Source organism: Nostoc sp. UHCC 0302 (assembly GCF_038096175.1).
GTDB lineage: Bacteria > Cyanobacteriota > Cyanobacteriia > Cyanobacteriales > Nostocaceae > UHCC-0302.
This window is the reverse complement of sequence record NZ_CP151099.1, coordinates 2,759,859-2,774,477: the sequence shown is the minus strand read 5'-3', so window position 1 is coordinate 2,774,477 and position 14,619 is coordinate 2,759,859. Positions and strand designations below refer to the sequence as shown.

Sequence of the window (14,619 nt, the reverse complement as noted above, 5' to 3'; positions counted from 1 at the left end):
GCGTAAAACTTGACAACAACCTAGATAACTCTATATAAGACATTGCTTTTGTGTTGTAGCCTTAAGTAAGCTTAATTCTAGACTCTAAGTAAATACAAGGGAGAAGGAAAGTGGTAAAAGCTAAACAAGAACAATTGTTAAAAAATCAAGGTAATTTTAAACCACCTAAAGTAGGCTTTCCTGATAATCGACAAGGAGGGGCAACTCGTCAAGTAAAAGCACCTGATATCAAATTGGAATAATAACTGCCTTGTTTTGTGTCTTTCTGGAAAGTCCAAAACTCTAGCTGAAGAATATTACATACCGAATCTCTTATATATAAAGCCAGGGACAACAGCCTAAAAGTCCCTTATATAAATTCCACTGCTTAAAACTGCTCCGGTTCTACTCCTGGGCAGTTTTTTATTACAGTGGCTTCAAGAGAGCCTGCACCCATTGTCAGCAATTGAAATTCTCGTGCAGTGTGTTGTTTACTCGCTGTAGCCGGACTATTGCGCTACAGTCCGTAAAAGCGTTAACCTCAATTGTAGCAAGCATAAACCTTTATATTTAACAGCAGTTGTTATGCTCCTTGACTACTCCGGTCAAAATCTAATAGGTCATTCTTTCAAAGGTCAAGACTTGACTGGGGCAAACTTTAGTTATGCAGATATCCAAAATACAGATTTTAGCGGGGCTAACCTCAATAGCGCTAACCTTTCACGTGCCAACCTCTCTGGCGCTAACCTTGATAGTGCTAACCTCAATGGCGCTTACCTCTCTGGTGCTAACCTTGATGGTGCGAACCTCGATGGTGCTAACCTCTCTGGCACTTACCTTGATGGCGTTAACTTCTCACGCGCATACCTCTCTGGCGCTAACCTTGATGGTGCGAACCTCGATGGCGTTAACCTCAATAGTGCTAACCTTGATGGTGCGAACCTCGATGGCGCTTACCTCAATGGTGCTAACCTCTTGGGCGCTTACCTCTCTGGCGCTTACCTCTCTGGCGCTTACCTCTATGACGCTGACCTTCTCAATATTATTTGGGATGAAGATACAAACTGGGATAACGTGCGAGGATTAGAAAAAGCACGAAACGTACCAAAAAAATTGCTTTTCCAATTAAACTTAACTACCCACTCATCGCCCCCACAAGACACTCCACCCTCAACCTGACCCCACCGTCGCCACCAACCGCCCCCGATAGAACTCCTGCTGTAAAAGAGACAGCACCCCCAGTACTCCAAGCTCCGACCAATCCCCCAAATCTTCGCCATGCAGAGATACCCGGTAACACCCACAAACCAAGCGATGCCTACGGCAACCGTACAGGTGGAACTCGAAGCGCTGGACTTTCATGTGGTGTATTTTGAATCCAGCGAAGACTTAGAAATGACTGATGTGTTACTCGCGATCGCGCATTGTGTAAGCCAAAGCCTGGAGAAAATCACGCTCTCTGAACCGAACAAATTCCATGAACTGCTGCAAGGGGCATTGAGGGCGCTAGACTCCGAGGTGACGGGGTTCAAGGTAAAAACACCAGTTGGCGATGTTGGCTTGTCTACAGAAAAAGAGAAGTTCTCCCTAGCGTTGGGTATCGGGGAAATCACAGCGAAGACAAAGAGTAACCCTCAACTGCGGGAGAAACTGAACCAGTACCTGGGGCCACAGAAGACCAGACTGCTGGAAGCGATTAACCGAGAGCTGCTAGAGCCGGCGATCGCCAAGTTAAAGCAGCAGGGTAAGAAGGGATTGGTGGTGTAAAATTCAGGTATTGCAACTTAAAGAATCGGAAAGAACTCTCTACACTGCAATCCGTGAAGAATTACAGCCAGATACCCAAGCTTTGATGATTGTCGGCTGGGAATCATTGCAGGATTTACCGCAGATGTTGACAAGTGCTAATCAGGTACGCGAAGAATTTCGCAAAAACTTGTCTATTCCCGTAGTCGTGTGGATTAGTGAAGAAATCCACCACACGATCATGGAGATTGCCCCTGATCTGGAAAGCTGGGGAACTAGCAGAAGTTTTGCGATCGCGCAGCCTGATTTAAGCCAATTCATTAAACAACTTGCTGATGAATATTTTGGCAGTAATTTAAGTATAAATAAATACTCTATACTAGAATTAGAATTAGAGGCAGCACAGAGAGAATTGCGGTCTAATGACCAGGAAACAGAAGCTAATTTAGCCTCTGTGCTAGGTTTTGTAAAACAAACTAATAAGAAAATAGACGAAGCTTTAAAGTATTACCAAAAAGCCTTATTGCTATGGCAACAACTGAATAATACCCAAAGACAGGGAAAGATTCTAGGTGAGATAGCTTACTGTTATTATCTCAAAGCTTTTAAAATAAAAGATACCAGTCATCTAGATTGGCAAGTAACGCGCCAATATACGCAAGAATATATTACATATCTTAACGAAGCTAATAGTCAAGATTTAATTGCTAGCTCTATTACCAAATTTGGTAATATCCTACGTGATTTAAAAGAGTGGGAGCAACTCAAATATTTAGCTTCACTTGCTTTAGAAGTACATCAAGCTAACATTCAGCTTATAAAGTTAGCGAAAGATTACGGTTTTTTAGCCCAGGTTGCACTGGCTCAATCGCGCTGGAGCGAAGCTAAAGAATTAGCACAAAAAGCAAAAGATATCTTACCAGTAATTTCTGGCACAGAAGTAACAGATAGTTCAGGGGTAGTGTCTGGCAGTCCAGAAAAACCAACTATTCCATACGATTTAAGCCTGTATCACTTTATTTTGGCACAGGCTGAATATGAATTAGGCTCACCCCAAGAGGCAATTGTCAACTTAGAAGCTGCAAGAGATCCTAGCAGCTCTATAAAAGATTTACAGCTTCATCTCGATATTCTTAGTTACTTGCAAATACTCTACTTTGAGAAGAAAGAATATCTCAAAGCTTATGAAACCAAACAGCAGCAGAGGTCTATTGAACAGCAGTTTGGTTTACGAGCGTTTATTGGTGCAGGAAGATTACAGTCAACAAAGCAGGCTCAAGTAGCACTAAGCAAAACTGACATTCAAGAAAGCATTGCCCCTGAAATCGCTGCATCAGGTCGGTTACTAGATATTGAACGATTGGTTGAACGTTTAGGACGGCATGATCACAAACTAATAGTCATTCATGGGCAGTCTGGTGTAGGTAAAAGTTCGCTGGTAAATGCTGGGTTAGTTCCAGCTTTAAAGAATAAAAGCGTAGGCATTCAAGACTATCTACCCGTAGCAATGCGAGTTTATACCAATTGGGTAGAAGAACTAGGAAAGCTAATGCGGGAGACATTAGAACAGAAAGGGAGAGCTAAGAATGAAGAATCTTTGAAACTTGAAGTTGTCAGTTCAGAATTTCAAAGTTCTGCTTTAATTACCCAACTGCGGGAAAATGAACAGCACAATCTCAGAACAGTGCTGATTTTTGACCAGTTTGAAGAGTTTTTCTTTGTTTATACTAAACTGCATCAAAGACAGCAGTTTTTTTAATTTCTGGGAGAATGCTTAAATATTCTGTCAGTGAAAGTAATTTTGTCATTGCGAGTGGATTACCTGCATTATTTGCTGGAATGTAATCGCTTGTCTAGTATGGCAATTATTGGGAATGATCTTCTTAGTAACAATGTTCTTTATGAGTTAGGTAATTTTTCACCTGAAGATACCAAGTCAATCATCCAGCGTTTGACCCAGACTACTAGTTTTCAATTAGAACAAGCTTTAATTGAACAATTAGTAAATGATTTAGCTAGTGAACTAGGTGAGGTACGTCCAATTGAGTTGCAGATAGTGGGAGCGCAATTACAAACTGAGAACATAACGACTCTGGCAAAATATCAGGAGCGTGGTAGGAGAGAAGAACTAGTTAAAGGCTATTTGGCTGAAGTCGTTAATGATTGCGGTGTCGAGAATCAGCAGACAGCCGAGTTTTTGTTGTACTTACTTACCGATGAGAAAGGGACACGTCCACTAAAGACTCTTGTAGAATTAGAGCGGGAACTGCAAGTCTTGACAGCAGATTTAGCTACCGGCAGTAGTAATTTAGATTTGGTGTTAGAGATTTTAGTCAAATCTGGCTTAGTAATTTTGTTACCAGAGAATCCGCTTGATCGTTATCAGCTAGTACATGATTACATCGCTGTGCTTGTTCGCCAGCAGCAGGAGCCGAAGCTAAATCAGTTGATGGCTCAACTAGAACAAGAAAAGCAGCAAAGAAAACTCAGTGAAGAACAAAGAAGACTCAGTGAAGAGCAAAGAAAACTCAGTGAAGAACAAAGAAAACTTGGTGAAGCTAAACTTAATAGTTTTTTGAAACGCGCTCTGTTTGGTTCAGTTGCAGCCGGAGTAGTTTTAGCTGTACTGGCAGTTACAGCGTTCTTTCAAACACAGCAAGCTCAAGAACAAAGAAATCAAGCCACAATTAACGAAATTAAAGCATTAGTTAATTCTAGTGAAGCACTTTTGCTTTCAGAACAAAACTTTGATGCTTTAATACAATCCTTAAAAGCAGGGGGAAATCTGAAGAATACAGAAGCTTCAAAATCAAATAATATCAGGATGGAGACAATTGTAGCGCTACGGGAGGCGAGCTATTTACAATTAGGCGAAAATCAATTTAGAGAACGTAACCGTTTAGAGGGGCATAGCGGTGAAGTCAATAGTGTAAGTTTCAGTCCGGATAACCAGACCATCGCCACTGCAAGTTATGACAAGACAGTAAAACTTTGGGATTTAAATTTAGATAATTTATTAAAAGATGGTTGTAGTTGGCTGAATAATTATCTCGCTATTCATCCTGATATCTTGGAAGAATTATCAGCTTGCCAGATTTCAGAAATCAAAAAACAAGCGGCTAGTGCGTTAGTTGCTCAAGGTGAAAACTTAGCACGCAAGGGTAATATCCAAGCTGCTGTTACTAAGTTTCACAAAGCACAGGAGTGGGATGTTGATTTAAAACTTGACCCAACTGACCCAAGCAAAAAAGCGCAGCAATTAGCTGATTCTTCTTCTCTAGTTGCTCAGGGTGAAGAGTTAGCACAAGCAGGCAATCTTGAGAGTGCAGTTGTTAATTTTCAAAAAGCTTTGAAACTAGATTCCAAATTAGAGATTGAACCAAAGGCGAAAGCTGTCTCGATTTTGATTGACGAAGGTACAAGCCTTGTTATACAGGAGAAATTTAAAGAAGCGTTAGAAGCTTATAGTAAAGCCCAAGCATTTAATAGTAAGATGAAAGTCTCTGCTGAAAATTGGCATTCTCTGTGTAAGCAAGGTAGCTTAAAAAGACAAGCCAACATTGTGTTGCCTGCCTGCGATAAAGCCGTTGCACTTTCGCCAGATGATCACAGTATGCAACACAGCCATGGGTTAGCCAGAGCGTTGACAGGGGATTTCAAAGGAGCAATTGCAGACTTTGAAGCATATATTGTTCAGCTTGATAAAAAAATTAAATTATCTCAAGGATATAAGCTTGAATCACTTAAAGCTAAAAAAGTACAGCGTCAAAGCTGGGTGAAAGAGTTACGGGTTGGCAAAAATCCGTTTACAGATGCAGAACTCAAGAAGTTGCGTGGCGAGTAGATAATTTTCGTAATTTTTACTACTGCACAGTAGAGTTTGCTACAGCCTTCTCTCCCCCACAAACACCGCCACACACTCCCCACTGAAGACCTTCTGTACCCGTCTCCCACAGCGCACCACCAGAAAGCCCCCTAGCTCCCAGTAGTCCTTCACTACCCCAGGTTGCCACTGCCGGGAGACGAGGTTGTAGACTTCTACTGGAGTTCCGATTGCTAAATCTGCAATAACCTCCACATTCTCCCAGGCGGGAGGAAGGTAGTCGTAACTCTTGACACCACCAAGCAGTTCAGGAATGGTCAAGTGTTCGGTGTAGATTTGACTGGTAGAAGGGTACTCTCATTATGAGTACCAAAAGATTCAACTGTAGATTGTTCCCTTGAAAGGACAATAGTTTGGGTAATTGCACCTTTATCACTGCTGGATTGTGATGTGATTGACTTGGTGGGGTTACGAGTGTAAAACTCTTTACTTAGTAAGCTATCAGGAACTTGGGTATCGGTTAAACCGTTACCCTTATTTTGCCCACAAATTGTAGACATTTGAGCATTCGCTAATCCAACTTCCCCGCCCCACAATTCTGGTAGCGTCAAGGACGAACGCCCAATCACCTCCCGCAAGGGCGATATGCCTGTGGCAGAAATCCTCGATTTCAAAGGAACAACACAGTGTAATATCTGCACTAGAAAAGCTGCTGTTTCCGCATCCAAAGGTTAATCAACTGTGCTGGGATTGGAGAATCAACAGAAATCGGCGCTCGTATTCAAGTCTGATTACGTTCTACTCGATTCACGAATTTGGATAATACTTATATAAATCTTTCTATTTCTTCCAAATGAGGCATATGTGAACTGTTTTCAAATAGCACTTACTCACAAACAAACATACCCTTCTTTAATTTTTCTATACAAGCTGGGGTTACTTCATTATACCTGCCTGAAAATAGTAGTGTCGGAACAAAAATTTCACTCAAGCGGTTTTCAACATCTCAATCGATGATTTTGCTAACACTCCGAGACTCTATACCAACTTTGCTGTAGGCTTAACTAAATAAAGTTTTTATCTAAAAATTTTTATTGTAAATAAAATTACCAATAGTACTTGATGTTTAAACTATCAAATGATTTCAGATATTAACACGGTCGATGTTAATACGATGAGCCTTTAAATATTCTATGGATAATTGTTAAGAGTGAGATAAATGAATATAAAAAAATTAGCTTTCGCGCTTTGTGTATTATTTTCGGCAAGTAGCTGTGGAGTAAAAAACAACTCATCTGCTCAAACTCAGCAATTAAAGCAAGCAGCTAAAGTAATAAATTCTGAAAACAAAACGACAACAATCAAAATTGATGGTTCTAGCACAGCTTATCCCATTACACAATTGATTGCTAACAAATTTCAAAGTTCGTCAGCGTATCCAGCACAAATTCAAGTAAAGATTTCAGGTACTACGGCTGGGTTTACAAAATTTTGTGCGGGAGAGACAGATATTAATAATGCTTCACGACCAATTCTCTCGTTAGAAATGGAAGCTTGTAAAAAAAATGGGATTGTGTACATGGAGTTACCTATTGCTTTTGATGCTTTAACTATCGCAGTTAATCCGCAAAACAACTGGGCAAAAGATATTACAGTAGCAGAATTGAAAAAGATTTGGGAGCCATCAGCACAAGGAAAAATCACCCGATGGAACCAAGTACGTGCATCTTGGCCAGATCGCCCACTCAACTTGTATGGTGCTGATAAAAAATCTGGTACTTTCGACTACTTTACACAAGTAGCTGTAGGTAAAATTAGAGCTAGCCGCAGTGATTATACAGCCAATGAAGATGATGAGGTATTAGTAGATAGTATAAGTAAAGACCCAAACGCCTTGGGGTACTTTGGCTATGCATATTACGAAAAATATATAAATAAGCTTAAAGCCTTAGCAGTTGATCGGGGTCAAGGGGCAGTATTCCCATCAGTACAAAGTGTAAAGCAAGGCGAGTATCAACCATTTTCTAGACCTTTATTTATCTATATTAATCCCCGCTTTTCTGGTAGTAAAATAGTATTATATAAATTTATAGATTTTTATATTGCGAAAGTACCAGAAGTAATAAACACTGTCAAATATATACCTTTATCAGAGGAATGCTATCATCTTAACTATATTCATTTTTATACTGGAAAAGTAGGAACAGTATTTCAAGGACAAACTGCAACCAACTTGACAATTCCTGATTTATTAAAAAAAGAAGCAAGATTTTAATTGATTTTAACGAGCAATTTCACCTTAATAGTATTGGATTGTCGGGTAATAGACGCGCTATGAAAACCATTAGGGGAGCAAAATCAAATATTAGATAAAATATGTTGCAATGGGTTATAAAACCTTACTGGTGTTACTTCAAGAGTTAGTTTATTACCTATGCTTTCTTGCTCTCAGAGCAACTTTATTTGAGCGGATCGTGTCCCCAATTTTTTAAAGAGTAGCGCCAGCGAGTATGTTCGATATCGCCGGACGGTCTTTGTGCTGTATGGCGATGAACGTAACTGATAACTTTCTTCATGTGCGATAGTTCGTCTTCGGTGTAGTCATCTTTTTTTTGCAACAGCTGCACAATGCGTTGCCCGGACTTGTGACCAATAGACTCGTTTTCTTCATCAAACTGCCCTACTTCTTTAGACTCATCTGTATCTAGCCAAGAATCTAATTCTTTGGAAGTCATATTCACGACTTGACGAAACTCGGCAATCGTTGATTCAACAGAGTTACTCATGACTGAGCTTTACTCCTCTACTTTTTTCAAAGTATCAGGCTTATGAGCAGCCTGTTTTCCTGTCTTGTCACTTTCAACCAGGTATTCTGGATTATCAACACTTGCGGCAACATGGTGTCCTTTAATATCTGTAGGTGAGGAGAGTTTCTTAACCACTTTGCCGGATGTCACGCCTTGTGAAGTTTTCCATTCAACCTTATCACCTTTTTTGAATTGCTCAGTCACAATTGTCTCCTAATTAACGTTTATACCTTCTCAAGTCACATTATGTTTGTAAATTGAAAGCTAGCCATCGTTCTATTGATAGAAAAAAGTTTGTAATATCTGCACTGGGAAAGTTACTGTTTCCGCACTCAAAGTCAATCAACTGCTGCCACTTCTGAAGAACCAGCAAGAACTGACGCTCGTATTCAAGTTCAGCTTCAGCATCCTGGGCTGATGACTTCCACCATTTGAGCAGTTCTGGAGTTGGGGCGAACAGAGGAAGGTGCTTGCCTTTCCAGTTTTTGGGAGGGTACAGCGAGATTGAGATGCCCACGAAGAGGATTTCGCCACGGTAATATGAGGTGTACACTGTCATAATCGTACCCGCTCCAAATCGTAGTCGGTCACTCGCGCGATCGCATCTCTGGAGGTAAAAACCTCGTCCAAGCAATTCGTAATTCGCAATTCGCAATTTGCGGACGAAATTAGAAATTAAACTGTTGGAGTACAAAGCTAATATACTAATTCTTGATATATTATTTATCAGGTGATAATTTTAAGTTATTAGTGATTTAATTGCGAATTGTTTTGGCATTCTCTCATGAGAGTGATGAAAGAGCGCTTACCATCAAACTGTACTCCATAAATAGGTGTTTAATAACTGCACAGTTCATTGTCAATAAGTTCCATTTTTTGGAGAGGGTCTTTTACTTCAAGCCCTCTACCTGTAAGGCTTTGACAATTATTGTCGCCCCCTCAACCCATAAGCTCATTGTCATGGGTTTTCTTACGCCTGATGCTAAGGCGCAACCATCTGCCCTCAAGACTGCTTCGATGGTTGAACAAGACCCAAGGATTAGTGTCATCTTCGTGAATCTCGAAGAGGAATAGTTACCAGGGAATAAAATTATGCCTTCTTGGTTTCCACGGTTTTTCTCATTACCAAAATTCTCGTTATTACAATTGCATTTTGTTGAATGGCGTTGGTGGTTAGGGGTTGCAAAAAACAATCTATTGCTGTTGGTTTTAGTTGTAGCTTTGCTGTGTGTTACAGTTGAGCAAATGAAGCGAGAGTTTACCCAATGTCAGCAGACTGATCAATTGTGGAGTTGTTTGTTTTCTACTGACCGAACACCTTAATTTGTAAGGGTTAAACAATACTTTTTCCCACATTAAAACTTTATCCTTACAAATTAAATTTTGCCTACTTAGGTTAATCCCTACTTCATCAGATTTGGAGAAATCAACTTATGTTTAATCTATCAATTTTTGTTTTTGAGTCTTAACAAGTACGAGAAAGTCGGTACAGCAGAAAATCTAGAGTGGATTGCTCAAGGTGTGTGCGATGTTTTAAAAAACGGAGAAGCTATCAAGGCTCTAAGAAATTTTGCAGCTTTAGAGCTAGCATAACTCTATAATTATCAGTGACAAATATAAGTAATAATATGAAAAGGTATTGGCTGTACACTTTTGTGAAACGCCTGCTTGAAATTCCAGAATCATAGAGAGATTTTAGCAAAAAATATTTTTCTGAAACGTTTGAATCCTTAGAAATTTTTTATTCTTATATATGGGCAAGTGATATGGTTCGCAGTGGGATTGTTAATATTAATGACTGGCTAGAAAAAAATTCTCATTTGGCAAATAAACCAGAATAAATATATATCAATATTGAACGATATTCATTATTTATTAATAATCGAATTGTTACCAGATGTACTCCTTTTTATGACTAAGAACATTTGGTAATCCAGACCTCCCATCATGAACATAAGTTAATTTAGGTAATAGGTTGCATCGATTGCACTAGCTATCATAGAGTTGAGTATAGGGGCAACGTGCTATTCTGCGCGGTACACGCTTTCCGGGTGGGATAGCGAGATTTGCCCAGACACCTGCACAGATACTTGTTTGCACTGGATGATCAGGTTATTGACGTAGAGGTAATTTTCCAGTGCTTTAGCAATTTATTTTTAATTGCCAAACCTGTGAATATTCACAATCTCTAACATTGACTACTGCTGAAGCTTTTTGATTAACTCCATCACTCTTTGGTATAAATCTGTATTTCCTTCTTTTTGAAAGAGGTTAGCAGCTTTTTGATAGTCTGCGAGCGCCTCTTGGTTGTCACCTAACTCAGCACGGATATTTCCCAGGCTGTAGTAAGCTACGGCGGCATCATTAGGACTAATCTTTATAGCTTGGTTGTAATCATTAATTGCCCCTTGCTTGTCACCCAATTCAGCACGGCTAGTTCCCCTGTTGGTGTAGGCTTCGGCATAATTAGGATTAATTTTTATAGCTCGGCTGTAATCATTAATTGCCCCTTGCTTGTCACCCAATTCAGCACGGCTAGTTCCCCTGTTGGTGTAGGCTTCGGCATAATTAGGATTAATTTTTATAGCTCGGCTGTAATCATTAATTGCCCCTTGCTTGTCACCCAATTCACCGCGGGTAAATCCTCGACCGTAGTAAGCGACGGCATAATTGGGATTAATCTTGATGGCTTGGTTGTAATCATCAATTGCCGCTTGTTTGTCACCCAAGGTAGAGCGAGTAAATCCTCGATTGTTGTAAGCGAGGGCATAATTGGGATTAATCTTGATGGCTTGGTTGTAATCATCAATTGCCGCTTGTTTGTCACCCAAGGTAGAGCGGGCATTTCCTCGTCCTACATATGCTATAGCTAAGTTAGGATTAATTTTTATAGCTTGGCTGTAGTCATTAATTGCCGCTTGTTTGTCACCCAAAGCAGCACGGGTAAGTCCTCGGCTGTAGTAAGCTTCGGCTAAGTTAGGATCAATCTTTATAGCTTGGTTGTAATCATCAATTGCCGCTTGTTTGTCACCCAATTCAGCACGAATAAGTCCCCGGCTGTTGTAGGCATCGGCATAATTATGGTTAATCTTTATAGCTTGATTGTAATCATCAATTGCCGCTTGTTTGTCACCCAATTCAGAGCGGGCATTTCCCCGGTTGTTGTAGGCTATGGCATAATTAGAGTTAATCTTTATAGCTTGATTGTAATCATTAATTGCCGCTTGCTTGTCACCCAATTCAGAGCGGGCATTTCCCCGGTAGTTGTAGGCTATGGCAAAATTAGGGTTAATCTTTATAGCTTGGTTACAATCACTAATCGCCCCTTGTTTGTCTCCTGACTGTAAACGAGCATCAGCTCTGTTTATGTAATCTCCAGCCTTTGGGGGGCGAAGTTGAATAACTTGTGTATACAGGGCAATTGCTCCTGAATAATCTTTCATCAATAAACGAATACCGGCTTGGCTCTGGTAAGCCTCAAATTTATTGCCTTGTTTAAGATATAGGTCAGCAGCCTTTTGTAAATTTGCGGCGGCTTTCTCCTGCTGTCCTAATTCACTATAGATGACTCCCAAACCTCTATAGGCATAAGCATTGTTGGGAGCGAGGCGGAGACTTTGGTTTAAGTCTTCAATTGCTCCCTGGAAGTCTCCCAATTCTCTACGGGCTAACCCTCGGCTATCATAAGCATCAATATATTTAGGATTAATTTGAATAGTTTGAGTGAAATCAGCAATTGCTCCCTGTAGATCATTCAAGTCCCAACGGGCCAGTCCCCTCTCATTGTAAGCTATAGCATTTTTACTATTGAGTTTAATTGCTTCAGTGAAAGCAGTAATTGCTGCTTGATAGTTTTTTAAAATTCGCAGAGCATCACCTTTGCTTCTGTAGCCATCAGCTTTATTTCCTTGAGCAAAAAACAGGTTTGCGGCTTTTTGGTAATCTGCTGCGATTGCCTCGTCTTTCTCTCTAAGATTATTTCTGGCATCTCCACGCCACAGGTAAGCAGAAGCATAGTTAGCATTGAGGCGAATTGCTTGAGTAAAATCTGCACTAGCTCCTTGATAATCTGCTTGTAAATATTTATCTACACCCTGAATAAAGAAGTCGTCAGCTTTCGGTGCTGTAGCTATGGGTTTGCTAGGAGGATTAACGCCTACATTTACTTCAGCTTGAGATGAAACTCTTAAAAAGGTATTAATTGGAATGCCTAAATTAAAGCCAGTCTTGATAATCACGTTGGGATTTTTATCAGAGATTTTATAGTTCTCTGTCGTGTCGCTTCGACCATGAATTCCTATAAGTTCCCCTTGGTCATTCAACACCGGGCCGCCACTCATCCCTGCCAACGTGTCATTACTGTAGACCAATGCATAGCCATCACGCAGAGGTTTGGAGGCATTAGCTGTAATCCGCCCATCAGTGAAGTTATAAATTGAGGTAGAAATGGCAGCACTGATTTGTGGAAAACCAGCTACATAAACAGTTGCACCTTCTGTTGACGAGTCGGAGTTGCCGACTTTGGCAACAGGATAACTTTGGTTACTGGTAAATTGCATAACAGCTAAATCAACCGAAGGCAGCTTTTTAACAGTGCTGTAATTAAGTGGGTAATGCGTTCCCTCTGGAGTCACGATTTCGTATTGAGCTTGAGCTTCGACAACGTGCTTGGCAGTGAGAATGGTGTAAGTATTACCTTCTCGTTTAATAATGACTCCAGTGCCTGAGCCATTAGGATTAGAAATTTCTACAGTAATAGCTTTGGCAACTTTCCCAACTTCTACTGAGGAAAGTGCAAAAGCGTTTTGGGGTTGCACAAAAGCAACTGACACACCAATTAACGCTGGCACAAGTGAATAATAAAATTTCATTTAATTAATATGAGGGAGAAGTACCTGTAAGAGATACAGCAAGAGTTAGTAAAATTCCCCAAATGGGACGATTTTACTAAAATACCCTAATTAATTACAGAAAAGTTAGCCTAAATAAATTAATTGGCACACAGCCGAGGATTAATTAAGCGAGCGGACTTTTCCCTATTCCTCAAATAATTTATTTAAAGCTCCCGCCAGTAGAGCCGGAACTGTAGTGTCTTTCTCCAGCACTAGTTGACTCAGCTACTTTGACACTGCTGGGTCAAAAAAAACTGTAATTGCCTTCTTCCCTTATTGGCTAAGAGGCACAGCAGATTTTTCAGGAACAGAATCTTCAAAATAAATGATGTTGGTAATCAAACACAACGCAACAACAGCACTTGAGCAAGGATTTAGTCACATAGTTCCAAGCGATCGCCTTTATGCTTAAGCGAGAGCTTATCGCCCCTATCTCAAAACAAGAAATTACCCCGCTATACCTTTCCCACTTTTGTAGTTCATCGCTCTGGGCTTTCGTTTCTGGATCGGCACTACTGTTGATTTCTTGGGGGAATGGGGTGCGCGGCATTTTTCACAGTAGAGCGGTCGCGGGCCAAAGGTTTCTCTTTGCGTTGGTTCTTGGCACTGCTGGCAAATAAAGTTAAAAACGCGGGTGTGGATCTCACGCTTATGCGCTCTGACGGTGTACTCTCGGACTTCAATTATCTTGCTGGGCATTGGCTAATAAAATGGCTCTACTTCTTTAATAATAAAGAATACATTCGTCAGGTGGTCACCGAGCATAGCCGAGGTGAGTCAGGAGCCAGAATTGAATGGGAGCGCAACACAACGACCGACTCAGTGCATCGCCGTCAGATTAACGCAGCGAAGCACTCCAAACAAGTAAGAATAAAGTACCAAAGGGAGTATTTGTTACTAAAGCCTCTTGTGGCACAGGTGAAATAGTTATGTAATTGCACCATTTGAATAGACAAGGAAAGAGAAAATTGTGGTTGCAATGTCGGGCAGAAATTTTTATACGCCGGATGGGGAGGCTGTGAAACTGCAAGTCTTATGATGCAGACCAAATAGTTAGTAAAACATACATTGATTGCTAGAAGGGACTTCCAATTTCTGCGCTTTTACTTGTGATTGACAATTCTCCCAAAATACTTTTCATTCGTCGTCGATACCCTGCACTTGTGCCTGTAACCGTTTCGATAAAAAAACCCCTACTTCTGGCATTACGTGATCAAAGCATTTGACTCCGCACTGCTTGTTTTATTCCTGCAAGACTGGTTAGCCTTTCTGGTGACGTGTCTTCGTACAATATTTTAGCGATCGCTTGAATATGTTCTTGGAGGGCTTGCTTTTGTTCTAGGGTCATTGGTAGGTAAATACACTCATCTTA

General features: G+C 40.5%; 15 protein-coding genes and 2 pseudogenes. 8 read left to right on the top strand and 9 right to left on the bottom strand.

Annotation, left to right across the window (positions count from 1 at the left end; genetic code table 11):
• The first annotated feature begins 110 nt into the window (after positions 1-110).
• The 5 genes and pseudogenes from WKK05_RS11555 to WKK05_RS11535 all read left to right on the top strand — a co-directional run bounded on the left by WKK05_RS11555 (position 111) and on the right by WKK05_RS11535 (position 5,569).
• Entirely contained in the window at positions 111-242 is a 132-nt protein-coding gene (locus WKK05_RS11555; protein WP_341529859.1) for a hypothetical protein, read from the top strand.
• A 322-nt stretch (positions 243-564) separates the two neighbouring features.
• Positions 565-1,158: a pentapeptide repeat-containing protein gene (locus WKK05_RS11550; protein ID WP_341529858.1), complete on the top strand. Its 594-nt coding sequence runs from the start codon at positions 565-567 to the stop codon at positions 1,156-1,158.
• 150 nt (positions 1,159-1,308) lie between these two features.
• Positions 1,309-1,743, top strand: a pseudogene (locus tag WKK05_RS11545) (ATP-binding protein); the annotation flags it as partial.
• 13 nt (positions 1,744-1,756) lie between these two features.
• Positions 1,757-3,484, top strand: a complete 1,728-nt coding sequence (locus tag WKK05_RS11540) for a hypothetical protein (protein ID WP_341529857.1) — start codon at positions 1,757-1,759, stop codon at positions 3,482-3,484.
• 30 nt (positions 3,485-3,514) lie between these two features.
• Complete coding sequence (locus WKK05_RS11535) at positions 3,515-5,569, top strand: hypothetical protein (protein ID WP_341529856.1); 2,055 nt, start codon at positions 3,515-3,517, stop codon at positions 5,567-5,569.
• A gap of 19 nt (positions 5,570-5,588) precedes the next feature.
• Here the strand turns inward: WKK05_RS11535 and WKK05_RS11530 are convergent, their stop codons facing one another.
• Positions 5,589-5,738 carry a hypothetical protein gene (locus WKK05_RS11530; protein ID WP_341529855.1) on the bottom strand — a complete coding sequence of 50 codons (150 nt, stop codon included), beginning with the start codon at positions 5,736-5,738 and terminating at the stop codon, positions 5,589-5,591.
• Between the two features lie 127 nt (positions 5,739-5,865).
• Positions 5,866-6,276, bottom strand: a complete 411-nt coding sequence (locus WKK05_RS11525; RefSeq protein ID WP_341529854.1) for a hypothetical protein — start codon at positions 6,274-6,276, stop codon at positions 5,866-5,868.
• Between the two features lie 491 nt (positions 6,277-6,767).
• On the opposite strand from WKK05_RS11525, the gene WKK05_RS11520 reads away from it, so the two are divergent.
• A complete protein-coding gene (locus WKK05_RS11520) occupies positions 6,768-7,823 on the top strand; it encodes a PstS family phosphate ABC transporter substrate-binding protein (protein WP_341529853.1) in 1,056 nt (351 codons plus the stop codon).
• A 184-nt stretch (positions 7,824-8,007) separates the two neighbouring features.
• Here the strand turns inward: WKK05_RS11520 and WKK05_RS11515 are convergent, their stop codons facing one another.
• Genes WKK05_RS11515 through WKK05_RS11505 form a run of 3 tightly spaced genes read right to left on the bottom strand, consistent with a single transcriptional unit; the run spans position 8,008 to position 9,049 of the window.
• A complete protein-coding gene (locus WKK05_RS11515) occupies positions 8,008-8,334 on the bottom strand; it encodes a DUF3140 domain-containing protein (RefSeq protein ID WP_341529852.1) in 327 nt (108 codons plus the stop codon).
• Positions 8,335-8,343: 9 nt separating this feature from the next.
• The gene (locus WKK05_RS11510; RefSeq protein WP_341529851.1) at positions 8,344-8,559 is read right to left on the bottom strand and encodes a DUF2945 domain-containing protein; all 216 of its coding nucleotides are present in this window, start codon (positions 8,557-8,559) and stop codon (positions 8,344-8,346) included.
• Between the two features lie 40 nt (positions 8,560-8,599).
• Positions 8,600-9,049 (bottom strand): hypothetical protein, encoded by a 450-nt coding sequence (locus WKK05_RS11505; protein ID WP_341529850.1) that lies wholly within the window; start codon positions 9,047-9,049, stop codon positions 8,600-8,602.
• 398 nt (positions 9,050-9,447) lie between these two features.
• Here WKK05_RS11505 and WKK05_RS11500 point away from each other — a divergent pair, with 398 nt between their 5' ends.
• Both WKK05_RS11500 and WKK05_RS11495 read left to right on the top strand, forming a co-directional pair.
• Complete coding sequence (locus WKK05_RS11500) at positions 9,448-9,678, top strand: hypothetical protein (RefSeq protein WP_341529849.1); 231 nt, start codon at positions 9,448-9,450, stop codon at positions 9,676-9,678.
• 135 nt (positions 9,679-9,813) lie between these two features.
• The gene (locus WKK05_RS11495) at positions 9,814-9,948 is read left to right on the top strand and encodes a hypothetical protein (protein WP_341529848.1); all 135 of its coding nucleotides are present in this window, start codon (positions 9,814-9,816) and stop codon (positions 9,946-9,948) included.
• Between the two features lie 605 nt (positions 9,949-10,553).
• On the opposite strand, the gene WKK05_RS11490 is transcribed toward WKK05_RS11495, so the two are convergent.
• The 4 genes and pseudogenes from WKK05_RS11490 to WKK05_RS11475 form a co-directional block, all read right to left on the bottom strand.
• Entirely contained in the window at positions 10,554-13,226 is a 2,673-nt protein-coding gene (locus WKK05_RS11490; protein ID WP_341529847.1) for a tetratricopeptide repeat protein, read from the bottom strand.
• A gap of 337 nt (positions 13,227-13,563) precedes the next feature.
• Entirely contained in the window at positions 13,564-13,797 is a 234-nt protein-coding gene (locus WKK05_RS11485; RefSeq protein WP_341531301.1) for a hypothetical protein, read from the bottom strand.
• Complete coding sequence (locus WKK05_RS11480; protein WP_341529846.1) at positions 13,695-13,946, bottom strand: hypothetical protein; 252 nt, start codon at positions 13,944-13,946, stop codon at positions 13,695-13,697. Before WKK05_RS11480 ends, WKK05_RS11485 begins: the two co-directional genes overlap by 103 nt.
• A gap of 369 nt (positions 13,947-14,315) precedes the next feature.
• Positions 14,316-14,595, bottom strand: a pseudogene (locus WKK05_RS11475) (ISKra4 family transposase); the annotation flags it as partial.
• Positions 14,596-14,619 lie beyond the last annotated feature (24 nt).

Excerpts from the sequence above, each read along its gene's own strand:
- WKK05_RS11550 (WP_341529858.1), top strand. The coding sequence starts at position 565 with ATGCTCCTTGACTACTCCGGTCAAAATCTAATAGGTCATTCTTTCAAA.
- WKK05_RS11520 (WP_341529853.1), top strand. The coding sequence starts at position 6,768 with ATGAATATAAAAAAATTAGCTTTCGCGCTTTGTGTATTATTTTCGGCA.
- WKK05_RS11515 (WP_341529852.1), bottom strand. The coding sequence starts at position 8,334 with ATGAGTAACTCTGTTGAATCAACGATTGCCGAGTTTCGTCAAGTCGTG.
- WKK05_RS11500 (WP_341529849.1), top strand. The coding sequence starts at position 9,448 with ATGCCTTCTTGGTTTCCACGGTTTTTCTCATTACCAAAATTCTCGTTA.
- WKK05_RS11490 (WP_341529847.1), bottom strand. The coding sequence starts at position 13,226 with ATGAAATTTTATTATTCACTTGTGCCAGCGTTAATTGGTGTGTCAGTT.
- WKK05_RS11485 (WP_341531301.1), bottom strand. The coding sequence starts at position 13,797 with ATGCCGCGCACCCCATTCCCCCAAGAAATCAACAGTAGTGCCGATCCA.
- WKK05_RS11480 (WP_341529846.1), bottom strand. The coding sequence starts at position 13,946 with ATGCCCAGCAAGATAATTGAAGTCCGAGAGTACACCGTCAGAGCGCAT.